This window comes from Caballeronia sordidicola, assembly GCF_001544455.2.
Classification (GTDB): domain Bacteria; phylum Pseudomonadota; class Gammaproteobacteria; order Burkholderiales; family Burkholderiaceae; genus Caballeronia; species Caballeronia sordidicola.
Window position 1 is genome coordinate 13,196 of sequence record NZ_FCOC02000012.1, and the last position, 12,818, is coordinate 26,013.

The following is a 12,818-nucleotide window of genomic DNA, read 5'->3' on the forward strand; positions in this document are numbered from 1 at the left end:
ATGTACGAATGCCGGGCTGGTTCCGGGCTTGATCGATTCAACCAGAGGTATGAAATGGCATCAAACTACCAAAACCCCGCACAAGCGGGTTTCAAATCATCCGACAACGTAAGCGTTGTTCCTGTCATCACCGCTATCACGAGCGGACTGGATCCGTTGGCGACTCCAATCCCGTTCGGCAGCATGACAACCGCGCCGCATCCGGTCATCAGCGGCCTGGGCCAGCCGGGCGACATGATCGAACTTCGCGACGGTTCGCGGGTTGTCGGCATGGCAACCGTTGAAGCAGACGGTCACTGGGCCATTGGTCTGGGCGCGGTCGCCAATGGCGCGCACTCCATGACAGCGGTTTCAATTTCCAACGGCTCGACCAGCGCAACGTCGAACGCGTACGAGTTCAGCTATCAGGCCGTGCCTGTGGCGCAAGCGCCGGCTGAAACGCTGACGATCACGAACCTGAGCGATCACTCGGGAGCTAACGTTCCCTATCAAGGCATCGCGAACGATACGGCGCCGACAGTCCACGGCATCATGTCGTCGCTGCTGACGCTTGGCGAAACCATTTCGGTCTACCGTGATGGCGCGTTCCTGGGCACGGCAAGCACGAACGGCACGAACTGGACGTTCAACGACCAGGGCGTGACAGCGGGCAATCACGTCTACACGGCACGCGTGGAAAGTGCTGCGGGCAATGGCGCGTTCAGCAGCGTTTTTGCGTTCGTGGAGGCCGGTACTCTGGATCATGTTCCGGTGATTACATCCATCGCTGGCGCAGCGGGCAATGTGCCTGCAGGCAGCACAACGAACGAAGCACACCCGACCATCAGCGGCACAGGTCACGCAGGCGACATGATCGAACTGCGTGACGGCTCGAACATCGTGGGCCACGCAACGGTGGATGCATACGGTCACTGGAACATCGGTCTGGGTTCGGTGGCTGGCGGCGCGCATTCGCTGACGGCAGTTGCTATCGCCAACGGCTCGGTCAGCGCGGCTTCGAACGAATACGCGTTCAACTATCAAGCAGCATCCGTGACGCCGACGCCGGCCGCGCTGGTGATCACGAACCTGATCGACCACTCCACGGGCAACGTTGCCAATCAAGGCACTGTGAGCGATTCGTCGCCGACCGTTCAGGGCACGATGTCGTCCCTGCTGGTTCGTGGCGAAACCATTTCGGTTTATCGCGACGGCACGTTCCTGGGCACGGCAAGCACGAACGGCACGAACTGGACGTTCAACGACCAGGGCGTGACCGCGGGCAATCACGTCTACACGGCACGCGTGGAAAGCGCTGCGGGCAATGGCGCGTTCAGCAGCGGTTTTTCGTTCATGGAAGCGGGTGCTGTCGACCACGTTCCGGTGATTAGCGCAATTGCTGGCGCAGCGGGCAATGTGCCTGCAGGCGGCACCACGAGCGAAGCACACCCAACGGTCAGCGGCACGGGTCACGCGGGCGACATCATCGAATTGCGCGACGGCTCGAACATCGTCGGCCACGCAACGGTGGATGCATACGGTCACTGGAACATCGGTCTGGGTTCGGTGTCCGGCGGCGCGCACTCGCTGACGGCAGTTTCTATCGCCAACGGTTCGGTCAGCGCAGCTTCGAACGCATACGCGTTCAACTATCAGGCAGCGCCTGTGACGCCGGCGCCGGCTGAAACGCTGGTGATCACGAACCTGATTGACCACTCGGTGGGCAACATTTCCAATCAGGGCGTCACAAGCGATTCGTCGCCGACCGTTCAGGGCACGATGTCTTCGTTGCTGGTTCGTGGCGAAACCATTTCGGTTTATCGCGATGGCACGTTCCTGGGTACGGCAAGCACGAACGGCACGAAGTGGACGTTCAACGACCAGGGCGTGACCCCCGGCAATCACGTCTACACGGCACGCGTGGAAAGCGCTGTGGGCGCTGGCGCGTTCAGCAGCGGCTTTGGGTTCACCGAAGCGGGCGCTCCTTCGAATCACACGGCAGCAATCACCGCCGTCCTGGACGCGTTTGGCGCCCAGCAAGGCAACGTCCCGTCGGGCGGTATCACTGACGACCATCGTCCGGTTGTCAGCGGTACGGGTCATGCTGGCGACAGCATCGACGTAATGGATGGTGGCTGGGCCGTTGGTCACACCACGGTCGACTCGCATGGGAACTGGTCGGTGCAACTCGGCACGTTGGCCGATGGCGCACATTCGCTCACGGTACGGGCATACGGCGACGGAACGGTAACGTCCAATCCGGCTGCCTACGGGATCACGGTCTACACGGAAGCTGTTGCGCCGGTGGCAACCCACACGTTCGACCTGAGCGGCGATCCGGCTGCGTTCTTCCAGCAGAACAACGGCCATATCCAGGGTTCGAGCGGTGTCACGGATACGTTGCATCTGGCTGGCGACCATCAGGTCCTCGACTTGACCTCGCTGACGGGCAAGACCGCCGCGGCGAAGATTTCGAGCGTTGAAGTGTTCGATTTGGGCGGTCATCAGAACACGTTGAAGCTGTCGGTGCTGGACGTGCTGAACCTGGGCGAAACCGATCTGTTCCAGCATGACGGCAAGCAGCAGTTGATGGTGAACGGTCATGCCGGCGATGTGGTCGACATGGCCAATGCGCATGTCTCCGGTCTGTCCGACGGCAGTTGGTCGCAGCACGGCGTCACCACAATGGGCGGCGTGGTGTACAACGTGTACGAGCACTCGAGCGCACATACCGAATTGCTGGTTCAGCAAGGCGTGAATCTGGTCGTGCATTAAGTTGTGAAGTCCGCTTCGCTGGTGAAAGGAAGCGGATTGTTGAAAGCTGCACGGAAAGCCGTTCCAGGAAGTTTTGGAACGGCTTTTTTTGTTGTGCGCTGGTGATCGGGGCGTCCATTGGTCCAGTGTACGAAACCGTCTTTACTCAAACGCGAAATCCCTTATTTCAACGTTGTGATGGAGCGGCCGGGCAGACATGGATAGCGTATTGCTGTCTGGACACGTTGCTTGACTTGCGTGTTTGAGGAAACGTGAAAGCGCGACGTTGTTTATCTATGGTGGCTTTACACCGCGCAAGCGGAATATCGCCTCGGTTCCCTACTAGAAAAGGATACAAAAATGGCTTCTGAGTTTGTTGCCCGCATGCAGGCAGTCATTACAGATGTTGATGGAGTAACGGGAGGCGGAACGACAAGCGGCTACAGGTCGCTAATCAATGGAACAGCGGATCCTTACGCGACTATTGACGTGTATGACGGTACATCGTTGCTTGGCGTAGTTTCAGCAAACGGGCAAGGCGGCTGGTCGCTGCAACTTTCAGCGCCGTTATCTGACGGCATTCACGATTTTTCGGTGGTGCAGGCCGGCGACTTCGGCCTCAAAAGCACTTCCAGCTACTTTTCGATTAGCGTTATTGCGCCGGAGGAACCGCAATCACCATTCGATGAAACTATTTTGTACAGCAGCGCATCGCGGTCGAATGACAGGGTTTTGGACAACGCGACACCGTATTTCCCGCCCAATGCTTTTACATCGCACCGCGGGCGCCACCAATAAGGAATACTGCAGAGCGACCGGGCAGCGAAAAAAAGCCGTTCAATTGCTTGAACGGCTTTCCCTATTAATTCGATTAAAACGCGCGCTGTGTGTCCGCTATTTGATCCGCTGCGCCAGTTCAACCGCCTTGCCCACATATGATCCGGGCGTCATGGCGAGCAGCAATTGCTTCGCGTTATTGGGAATGGCAAGTCCGTTAATGAACGCCTGCAGGCCTTCTCGCGTAATGCCCTTGCCGCGCGTCAATTCCTTCAATTGCTCGTACGGATTTTCCACGCCGTATCGGCGCATGACGGTTTGAATCGGTTCCGCCAGCACTTCCCAGCAGTTATCCAGATCTTCATTCAGGCGCGCGGCGTTCACTTCGAGCTTGTCCAGTCCGCGAATCAGCGAATCATAGGAAAGCAGCGAATAGCCGAACGCCACGCCAATATTGCGCAGCACGGTGGAATCTGTCAGGTCGCGCTGCCAGCGCGAAATGGGCAACTTGTCGGCGAGATGGCGCAGCATTGCATTCGCCATGCCGAGGTTGCCCTCGGAGTTTTCGAAGTCGATGGGATTGACCTTATGCGGCATGGTCGATGAACCGATCTCTCCCGCCTTCGTCCGCTGCTTGAAATAGCCGACGGAGATATAACCCCATACGTCCCGATCGAGATCCAGCAGGATGGTGTTGGCGCGCGAGACGGCGTCGAATAGTTCGGCCATGTAGTCGTGCGGTTCAATCTGAATGGTGTACGGGTTGAATGTCAGCTTCAGCCGGTCCTCGATCACACCTTCCGCGAATGCTTCCCAATCGAATTCCGGATACGCGGAAAGATGCGCGTTGAAGTTGCCGACTGCGCCGTTCATCTTTCCGAGAACGGGCACTTCCGCGATCCGTTCAATGGCGTTTTGCAAGCGTGCGGCAACGTTCGCCATTTCCTTGCCGAGCGTGGTCGGGCTGGCCGGCTGACCGTGCGTGCGCGAGAGCATGGGTTGCGCGGCGTTGTCGTGCGCGAGCTTGATCAGGCGGTCATGCACGGAGCGCAGCGCGGGCAGGATCACGTGTTCGCGCGCGCCCGCGATCATCATGCCGTGCGACGTATTGTTGATGTCTTCCGACGTGCACGCGAAGTGGATGAATTCGCTCGCACGCTCGAGTTCCGGCTGACCCTTGACGGATTCCTTGAGCCAGTACTCGACGGCTTTCACGTCGTGATTCGTGACCTTTTCGATGTCCTTGATGCGCGCCGCGTCGTGCGCGGTGAAGCGTTCGGCGAGTTGCAGCAGGAAGTTTTCCGATGCTTCGGAAAAAGGCGGGATTTCATCGAAACCGGCCTGCGAAAGTGCGATCAGCCAGTGAATTTCCACCTTCACGCGGTGTTTCATGAACGCGTACTCGGACAACCAGTCGCGCAGCGCTTCGGTTTTGGCGGCATAGCGGCCGTCGAGCGGCGAAAGCGCGGTGAGCGCGAAAAGGGTATCGGGACGGGTATCGGACATGGGCGGGCCGCGGAAAAGAGGCGAAAGGGGAAGCAGAGATTTTAACATTTGCAAACCGGCCGCCGAACGACATGTAGATCGAGGACCTTTGGTCTAAATCCTAATTGTGTGCTAGCATTGCAGTCAATGACAGCAAACGAGGCATATTTTTCAATGGCAACGCTGACAATTCGGAATCTGGATGACCAGGTAAAGGCATTGCTCCGTGTGGAGGCGGCCCGGCATGGCCGTTCCATGGAGGAGGAGGTGCGAGTGATCCTGCAGAATGCGTTGACGGGAGCCGCGAACCCGACTGGCTCGATTGGTTTAGGCAGCCGTATTCATCAACGTTTTGCCCACTTGGCCGACGCCGGCCTGACATTGCCGGAGCGCAATGAAAAGCCGCGATCCGCTGAGTTTCTGGAATGATCGTTCTGGACACGAACGTCCTGTCGGAAATCATGCGGGCCGACCCTGACGAAAACGTACTCGCCTGGCTGGACTCCCAAAACGTACCGGACTTGCAGACCACGGCTATCACGATCGCGGAGTTGTTGTATGGCGTTGCGCGTCTGCCGCATGGCCGACGCAAAAGCGGCTTGCGCGGCGCCATAGAAACAATGCTCGAGGGCGAACTTGCAGGCAAGGTGCTGCCTTTCGACCATATTTCCGCGCACCGGTACGCCCTGCTCGTGGCTGAACGCGAGGCGCAAGGCCGGCCAATCAGTTCCGCCGATGCGCAAATTGCCGCCATCTGTCACAGCCGCGACGCAATGCTTGCCACGCGAAACGTCAAGGACTTCGAAGGAACGGGCGTTTTTGTCATCGACCCGTGGATCGCCGCGTAGCATGTTTGCGGCTGTTTCCGCTTATCGGTTCACTTGCCCCGCAGCGCCCGATCCAGCGCTTCCAGTTGCGCCGCTGTCCCGACATTCTCCCATCGCCCTTCATACAGCTCGCCCGTAGCGCGTCCCGCCGCGACTGTTTCCTGGTAATACGGTGTCAAGGCGCGCCGGGTGTTCGGTGCGAGATCGCGGAACATGCGGGTATCGTATAGACCGATGTTGCCGAACGTGTAGCGTTGCGCGCCATCCAGAGAAAGCGTTCCATTGAGTTCGAGAGCGAAATCCCCGTGCATGTGAAACGGTGGATTGGGAACCATGACCAGATGCATCGCCGGCTCGGATGCAAGCGCCAACGCCTGCGCGCGCGCTCGCAAACTCGCATAGTCGAAATCGCAGAACACGTCGCCGCTGACGGCCAGGAAAACCGCCGGCTCGTCTTGCGTTTCCAGCAACGGCCGCGCCTTCGCGATCCCGCCCGCCGTCTCCAGCGCATGCATTTCGTGCGAGTAGCGGATCTCGACGCCCCAGCGCGAACCGTCGCCCAGATTCGATTGAAGCATCCGTCCAAGCCACGCGTGATTGATCACGATGACTTCAAACCCCGCCGCCGCCAGCCGTTCGATTTGCCAGACAATCAGCGCCTTGCCGCCGACTTTCAGCAGTGGCTTGGGGCACGTATCCGTCAGTGGCCGCATGCGTTCGCCGCGCCCGGCGGCAAAGATCATTGCAGTATTCAAGGCGCTCATCAGAACGTATATCCCACATCCACCGCGCGGCCTTCGAGCGTGTCGAGCAAGCGTGCGAACGGCCGCAACGGCCTGTAGCGCTCGGAAACCTTCCTGGCATAGCCGATAAACCTCGGCAGATCGGCGAGATACTGCGGTTTTCCATCGCGATGATAAATCCGCGCGAAAAGCCCAAGCACCTTGATATGGCGCTGCAATCCCATCCATTCGATCTGCCGGTAAAACTCGCCGAAGTCGGCATCGACGGGCAATCCGGCTCGGCGCGCGCCTTCCCAGTAGTAGACGAAGCAATCGAGCTCGAATTCTTCTTCCCAACTGATGAACGCGTCGCGCAACAGCGACGCAATGTCATAGCTCAATGGGCCATAAACCGCGTCCTGAAAGTCGAGCACGCCGGGATTGGGTTCGGCGACCATGAGGTTGCGCGGCATGAAGTCACGCAGCATGAAAACCTGCGGCTGGGCCAGCGCGCTCTGCACGAGCACGTTGAAGGTCTCATCGAGCACCTTGCGTTCGGACGCTTCCAGCGTATGGCCAAGATGGCGCGCCGCGAACCACTCGGGCATCAACTCCATTTCGCGGCGTAAAAACGCTTCGTCGAAAGCGGGCAAAACGCCTTCCCGCGATGTCACTTGGAACCTGATCAACGCATCTATGGCCGCGCGCATCAGCGGGCGGGCGTTTTTTTCGTTGAGCACGGAGAGGTAGGTCGTGGTGCCGAGATCCGTCACCAGCATGAAGCCGGCATCGAAATCGGCCTCGAGAATCTGCGGCACGTGCACGCCGGCGTCGCGCAGCAACCCCGCGACCTGCACGAACTCGCGGCATTTTTCGGGCGGCGGGGCGTCGACGGCAATCAGCGTATGTCCAAACCCGCTTTCGGCAGTCAGCCGGAAATAGCGGCGAAAACTGGCGTCGGCGGAAGCGGGTGCAAGCGTTGAAAGATCCAGCCGATACCGCCCAGTCACAGTTTGTAGCCAGTCGTGAAGCTGTGTAAGGCGAAAATCAGGGGTTTGGGGCGTCATAAATTCTAAGGGTGAAACGTCTTGCCATATAATACCCCACGACTTTTTTAAGCATTCCGTTTGCATCGCGTGTAACGCCCGGCGCCCCGGCCTGCAAGAAGCCATGACGGCTTTGCGCAGGACGGGAGTTACCGCCCGCACCATCCATCGATCGATTCATTTTCGTTCGCAGCGAACCGAGAACTCCGGTGGCGCGAGTTCCGGTGGCTGTGCCCGGCTGCTCGCGCCTTCAGGTGTCGAGCGTCGAGCGCCGAGCGTGACGCGATTGAACAGCACTCAAACATGCCGCCACGACAGCTTTCCAAACCAGTTTTATCGCGCCCATTGCGTGATCCGCGGCCACGCAGGCGGCGGCTGTTCGCGGCGTTGATTGCGGTGCCGGGCCTCATGCCGGCCCTCGCGCACGCCCAGTTGTCGGGCCCCGCCGCGGACACCCAGCCGCTCGGCGACCCGTGGAGCCTGCGGCTTGCGCCCCAGCTCGAAGAACGGCCGCTCAGGCAGGGCGACCAGCCGGCCACGTTCGTGCTGGGCGACCGCACCAACGGCACAGCCGACCAGGACATGGCGGCGAAGGGTTCCGCGGAGTTGCGCCGCAACACGTCGGTGATCAAGTCGGATGCGCTGCACTACGACCAGGACACCGACATGGCCGACGCTTACGGCAATGTCAGGATCTTCAACAACGGCAATAGGTTCGTTGGCCCGGAAGCGCATTTGAAGGTGGAAGCGAACGAGGGTTACATGACGAACCCGAAGTACCGCTTCAACCTGTCGAACGGTTCGGGCAGCGCGGCGCGCGCGGACCTGATCGACGACGAGCAGACGCGCGTGGACCACGGCACGTACACGGCATGTTCGTGCGAAACGGACCCGGCGTGGTACATCAAGGGCACATCGTTTGATTTCGATACCGGCGCGAACGAAGGCGTGGCCCACAACGGCGTGCTGTTCTTCCAGGGCGTGCCGGTGTTCGCGAGCCCGTGGATGTCGTTTCCGCTTACCGGCGAACGCCGCAGCGGGATCTTGCCGCCCACGGTATCGCTGAATTCAACAACCGGTTTTGAAATCTCGCTGCCGTATTACTTCAATATCGCGCCGAACCGCGATCTGGTGGTGACACCGCGTCTCATGACGCGGCGCGGGCTTCAGTTGCAGTCGACCTTCCGGTATTTGTCGCCTACGTATTCGGGCACCATTACCGGCGAATTCCTGCCGAACGACATGCAGACGCATACGAACCGCTATGCGATCTACATTCAGCATCAGCAGAATTTCGGCGGCGGCTTCGCGGGTTACATCAACTACAACAAGGTCTCGGACAGCCAGTATCCGGAAGACCTCGGCAACGCCGCGAACCAGTTCCTGAACGGCACGCAAGTGCTGTATCAGCAGGAAGCCGGGTTGACCTACAACAACGGCCCGTGGTCCATCATCGCCCGCGAGCAGCGCTGGCAGACCCTGCCGCCGGCAGTGGCGCCGTATGCGCGCGAGCCGCAGTTGAACGTGCTGTACAACAAGTACAACGTAGGCGGCTTCGACTACGGCGCGGAGATGGACTACACGCGCTTCACTACCACCGTTGAGGACGCAACGAAAGGCCAGCGCGCGGTTTTCAACCCGTATTTGAGCTACAGCATCACGGGTCCGGGTTATTTCGTCACGCCGAAGGTCCAGTACCATCTGGCGTCGTACAACCTGACCCAGCTTGGCAGCGTGGCTTCCGGCACGCCCGTGGGCCAGCCGAAGAGCCTGACGGAATCCATTCCCACCGTCAGCTTCGACACCGGCCTGATCTTCGACCGTTCGGTCACGGTGTTCGGGCAGGATTACATCCAGACGCTGGAACCCCGGCTGTACTACGTGTACACGCCGTACCGGAACCAGGAGTTCGCGCCTATCTTCGATACCGGCCAGGCCGACTTCAGCCTCGCCGAAATCTACACGCCGAACACGTACGCCGGTAACGACCGCATTGCCGACGCAAACCGCCTGACGGTTGGCCTGACCTCGCGTTTCATCAACCCGGCGACGGGCGACGAACGCGCGCGTTTTGTCATCGCGCAGCAGTATTATTTCCAGCCGCAGCGCGTCACGATCACGGAAGGCCAGCCGCTCGACCAGGCGAAGCATTCCGACCTGATCCTGGGTGCGTCGTTCAAGCTGGGCGCCGGGTTTTCGCAGGAAACCGCGTTCCAATATAATGCCGACAACAACCAGCTCGTGCGCTCGAGCATTGGTTTCGGATTCAGTCCCGAAGCGCGCAAGGTCATCAATATTGGCTACCGGTACACGCGGGCGAACGAAACCACGCTGTCCACCCAGCCGATCAACCAGGTTCTGATCTCGGCACAATGGCCGCTTACGCGACACATTTATAGCGTCGGCCGGGTGAACTACGACCTGGCAAGCCATCGTCTCGTCGACGGGCTGCTGGGCTTCCAGTACGATGCCGACTGCTGGACGCTCGGCCTCGGCGTGCAGCGTTACGCAAACGGCGTCAATAGCACCGGTAGTAACAGCGCCGGCACGCGCGTGCTTGCGCAAATGACGTTCAAGGGCCTCTCGAACGTCGATAATGGCCTGACCGCGGCGTTCCGCGCCGGCGTCAACGGTTATACGCCGCCACCACCGCCGCCCGCGCCGCTTGCGCGTTATACCAATTACGAATGAGCACGCGGGTAGAGCCGGTTACGGCAGAAGTGCCAGCGGTACGCGACAGGGCGTATATTCGTGGGTTGGAGTGCGGCTGGAAAGGTACGAAGGGCACGAAGGGCACGCAGCAGCGCAAGGTAATAGGGCCGGTCACCGGCCGCAATCGATGGAGTATCTGTGTCAAACATGAACAAGTTTAAGTGGACAACGTTCGCGGCAAGCGCATGCGCCGCGGCTTTCCTGACCGGCCCCGCGGCGCACGCTCAGGCGTTGTCCACACCGGGCGGCGTGCAGATAGCGGACTCCGTGGTCGCGGTTGTGAACAATGACGTGATCACCGAGCGCGAGCTCAATGATCGCAGCAATCTCATCGTGCGCCGTTTGCAGCAGCAAAACGCGCCGGTGCCGCCGGCCGCGCAGTTGCAGCGTCAGGTGCTCGACCAGATGGTGCTGGAACGCATTCAGTTGCAGAAGGCGAACGAGGACAACATCACCATCGACGCCCCGACCGTGCAGCGCACGCTCGAGCGTCTCGCGCAGCAAAACCAGATGACGCTCGATGTGTATCGTGCGCGCATCGAGGCGCAAGGCGTGCCTTGGGACACTTTTCAGCGCGACGCCCGCACGGAGCTGACGCTCTCGAAGCTGCGTGAAAAAGAGGTGGACAGCAAGATCACGGTGTCCGACGCGGAAGTCGCGAACTACGTGGCAAGCCAGCGCGGACCGAACGCAGGCGGCGGCAACGACCTGCATTTGCAGCACATCATGTTCAAGGTGCCGGAAAACGCGTCGCAGGCTGACATTGCCGCTATTCAGGCAAAGGCCGAAGCCGTGTTGAACGAAGCACAAAGCGGGACCGACTTCACGAAGCTTGCGAAGAACAACACGCAGGACACCGATGCAGCCAAGGGCGGCGATCTCGGTTTCCGCACGCAGGCTTCGTTGCCGCCGTCGATTGTGACGGCGGTTTCGTCGCTGCGTCCGAACCAGGTGAATCCGCAACTGATTCGCACCGCAGGCGGCTTCGAAATCATCAAGCTGGTGGAGCGCCGCACGGGTCAGGGCCAAGCCGCCGATGCGCCGAAGCTCGTGCAAACGCACGTCCGCCACATCCTGCTGCGCGTGACCGACGGCACGTCGGAACCGGCGGCACGTCAAAAATTGCTCGAAATCAAGGCGGACGTAGCAAAGGGCGGCGATTTCGCCAACTACGCGCGCACGTACTCTTCGGACGGTTCGGCTTCGCAGGGTGGCGATCTCGGCTGGATCAGCCCGGGCGAAACCGTGCCGGAATTCGAGCGCGCCATGAACAACCTGAAAGACGGCGAAGTCAGCGATCCGGTGCGTTCGGAATACGGCTATCACCTGATCCAGGTGCTCGGACGCCGTGAAGCGGAAGGCTCGGTGCAGCAGCAACTCGATCTGGCGCGTCAGGCGATCGGCCAGCGCAAGGCCGAGCAGGCGTATTCCGACTGGCTGCGCGAACTGCGCGATACCGCTTACGTCCAGTACAAGGGCGCGGCCGCTCAGCAGGCCCTGAACCAGTAAAGGTTGTCCGCATGGAACCAGCCGGCCGTGTATTGTCGATAGCCATCACCACCGGGGAACCGGCCGGTGTGGGTCCTGAGTTGACAGTGGCGGCGCTGGCGCAAGCGGCTGAACGCTGGCCCGGCGTGACGTTCTCGGTGCTGGCCGACCGTGACCTGATGACGGAGCGCGCGGGTGCGTCGGCGTGGCTTTCGGGCAGTGCGCTGATTGAGATAGAGCATCACGCGCTGAGCGTTCCAGCCAAGGCAGGCACGCTCGACGCCGCGAACGGGCGCTACGTGCTCGGCCTGCTCGATACAGCAATCGACGGCGCAATGAGCGGACGGTTCGACGCCATCGTTACGGCGCCGCTGCAGAAAAGCACCATCAACGACGCCGGTGTTCCCTTCACCGGTCATACCGAGTATCTCGCCGAACGCACGCACACGCCGCGCGTGGTCATGATGCTCGCCGGTTCGGGCGAACGGCCGCTGCGCGTCGCGCTCGCCACCACTCACTTGCCGCTGAAGGATGTATCGGCGGCGCTGACGGTGGATGGCATTGTCGACACGCTGGACATCATTCATCGTGACCTGAAAGCCATGTTCGGCTTGCCCCAGCCGCGCATTCTCGTCACCGGACTGAATCCGCATGCGGGCGAAAACGGTTATCTCGGCCGCGAGGAAATCGATGTCATCACGCCAGCACTTGTGCGTGCGCGCGAAATGGGTATCGACGCGCCGGGCCCGTATCCCGCCGACACGCTGTTCCAGCCGCGTTATCTGAAAGACGCCGATTGCGTACTGGCCATGTTTCACGACCAGGGCCTGCCGGTCCTGAAGTACGCGACTTTCGGCGAAGGTATCAACGTGACGCTCGGCTTGCCGATCATCCGCACGTCTGTCGATCACGGCACCGCGCTCGATCTCGCCGGCACGGGCCGGGCGGACGCGGGCAGCCTGATTGCCGCCATCGATACCGCTGTTGCCATGGCGCGCCATCGTCGCGCGGCCTGATCCCTTATTGCA

Annotated in this window: 10 protein-coding genes; 7 read left to right on the plus strand and 3 right to left on the minus strand. The window is 60.5% G+C overall.

Annotated features, from left to right (window positions below; genetic code table 11):
* Window positions 1-54: 54 nt before the first annotated feature.
* Complete coding sequence (locus AWB64_RS18740) at window positions 55-2,754, plus strand: Ig-like domain-containing protein (protein ID WP_157766658.1); 2,700 nt, start codon at window positions 55-57, stop codon at window positions 2,752-2,754.
* Window positions 2,755-3,093: 339 nt separating this feature from the next.
* Window positions 3,094-3,531 (plus strand): Ig-like domain-containing protein, encoded by a 438-nt coding sequence (locus AWB64_RS18745; RefSeq protein WP_157766659.1) that lies wholly within the window; start codon window positions 3,094-3,096, stop codon window positions 3,529-3,531.
* A gap of 96 nt (window positions 3,532-3,627) precedes the next feature.
* On the opposite strand, the gene purB is transcribed toward AWB64_RS18745, so the two are convergent.
* Window positions 3,628-5,016, minus strand: coding sequence for an adenylosuccinate lyase (gene purB, locus AWB64_RS18750; RefSeq protein WP_060856939.1), 1,389 nt, complete (start codon window positions 5,014-5,016; stop codon window positions 3,628-3,630).
* Window positions 5,017-5,169: 153 nt separating this feature from the next.
* Here purB and AWB64_RS18755 point away from each other — a divergent pair, with 153 nt between their 5' ends.
* Window positions 5,170-5,424 carry a FitA-like ribbon-helix-helix domain-containing protein gene (locus AWB64_RS18755; protein ID WP_060856940.1) on the plus strand — a complete coding sequence of 85 codons (255 nt, stop codon included), beginning with the start codon at window positions 5,170-5,172 and terminating at the stop codon, window positions 5,422-5,424.
* Window positions 5,421-5,843 carry a type II toxin-antitoxin system VapC family toxin gene (locus tag AWB64_RS18760; RefSeq protein WP_060856941.1) on the plus strand — a complete coding sequence of 141 codons (423 nt, stop codon included), beginning with the start codon at window positions 5,421-5,423 and terminating at the stop codon, window positions 5,841-5,843. The genes AWB64_RS18755 and AWB64_RS18760 overlap by 4 nt, the downstream gene beginning before the upstream one ends.
* A 29-nt stretch (window positions 5,844-5,872) precedes the next feature.
* Here the strand turns inward: AWB64_RS18760 and murU are convergent, their stop codons facing one another.
* Entirely contained in the window at window positions 5,873-6,586 is a 714-nt protein-coding gene (gene murU / locus AWB64_RS18765) for an N-acetylmuramate alpha-1-phosphate uridylyltransferase MurU (RefSeq protein WP_374728634.1), read from the minus strand.
* Window positions 6,586-7,611 carry an aminoglycoside phosphotransferase family protein gene (locus AWB64_RS18770; protein ID WP_060856942.1) on the minus strand — a complete coding sequence of 342 codons (1,026 nt, stop codon included), beginning with the start codon at window positions 7,609-7,611 and terminating at the stop codon, window positions 6,586-6,588. The genes murU and AWB64_RS18770 overlap by 1 nt, the downstream gene beginning before the upstream one ends.
* Before the next feature lie 282 nt (window positions 7,612-7,893).
* Between AWB64_RS18770 and AWB64_RS18775 the strand changes: the two genes are divergently transcribed.
* The 3 genes from AWB64_RS18775 (at window position 7,894) to pdxA (ending at window position 12,806) form a co-directional block, all read left to right on the plus strand.
* Window positions 7,894-10,281 carry an LPS-assembly protein LptD gene (locus AWB64_RS18775; RefSeq protein ID WP_060856943.1) on the plus strand — a complete coding sequence of 796 codons (2,388 nt, stop codon included), beginning with the start codon at window positions 7,894-7,896 and terminating at the stop codon, window positions 10,279-10,281.
* 168 nt (window positions 10,282-10,449) lie between these two features.
* The gene (locus AWB64_RS18780) at window positions 10,450-11,811 is read left to right on the plus strand and encodes a peptidylprolyl isomerase (RefSeq protein WP_082850541.1); all 1,362 of its coding nucleotides are present in this window, start codon (window positions 10,450-10,452) and stop codon (window positions 11,809-11,811) included.
* Between the two features lie 11 nt (window positions 11,812-11,822).
* Entirely contained in the window at window positions 11,823-12,806 is a 984-nt protein-coding gene (gene pdxA / locus AWB64_RS18785) for a 4-hydroxythreonine-4-phosphate dehydrogenase PdxA (protein ID WP_060856945.1), read from the plus strand.
* The last annotated feature ends 12 nt before the right edge of the window (window positions 12,807-12,818 follow it).

Coding starts and splice junctions, on each gene's coding strand:
- AWB64_RS18775 (WP_060856943.1), top strand. CDS start 7,894: ATGCCGCCACGACAGCTTTCCAAACCAGTTTTATCGCGCCCATTGCGT.
- AWB64_RS18770 (WP_060856942.1), bottom strand. CDS start 7,611: ATGACGCCCCAAACCCCTGATTTTCGCCTTACACAGCTTCACGACTGG.
- AWB64_RS18755 (WP_060856940.1), top strand. CDS start 5,170: ATGGCAACGCTGACAATTCGGAATCTGGATGACCAGGTAAAGGCATTG.
- murU (WP_374728634.1), bottom strand. CDS start 6,586: ATGAGCGCCTTGAATACTGCAATGATCTTTGCCGCCGGGCGCGGCGAA.
- AWB64_RS18745 (WP_157766659.1), top strand. CDS start 3,094: ATGGCTTCTGAGTTTGTTGCCCGCATGCAGGCAGTCATTACAGATGTT.
- AWB64_RS18780 (WP_082850541.1), top strand. CDS start 10,450: ATGAACAAGTTTAAGTGGACAACGTTCGCGGCAAGCGCATGCGCCGCG.
- purB (WP_060856939.1), bottom strand. CDS start 5,016: ATGTCCGATACCCGTCCCGATACCCTTTTCGCGCTCACCGCGCTTTCG.
- AWB64_RS18740 (WP_157766658.1), top strand. CDS start 55: ATGGCATCAAACTACCAAAACCCCGCACAAGCGGGTTTCAAATCATCC.
- AWB64_RS18760 (WP_060856941.1), top strand. CDS start 5,421: ATGATCGTTCTGGACACGAACGTCCTGTCGGAAATCATGCGGGCCGAC.
- pdxA (WP_060856945.1), top strand. CDS start 11,823: ATGGAACCAGCCGGCCGTGTATTGTCGATAGCCATCACCACCGGGGAA.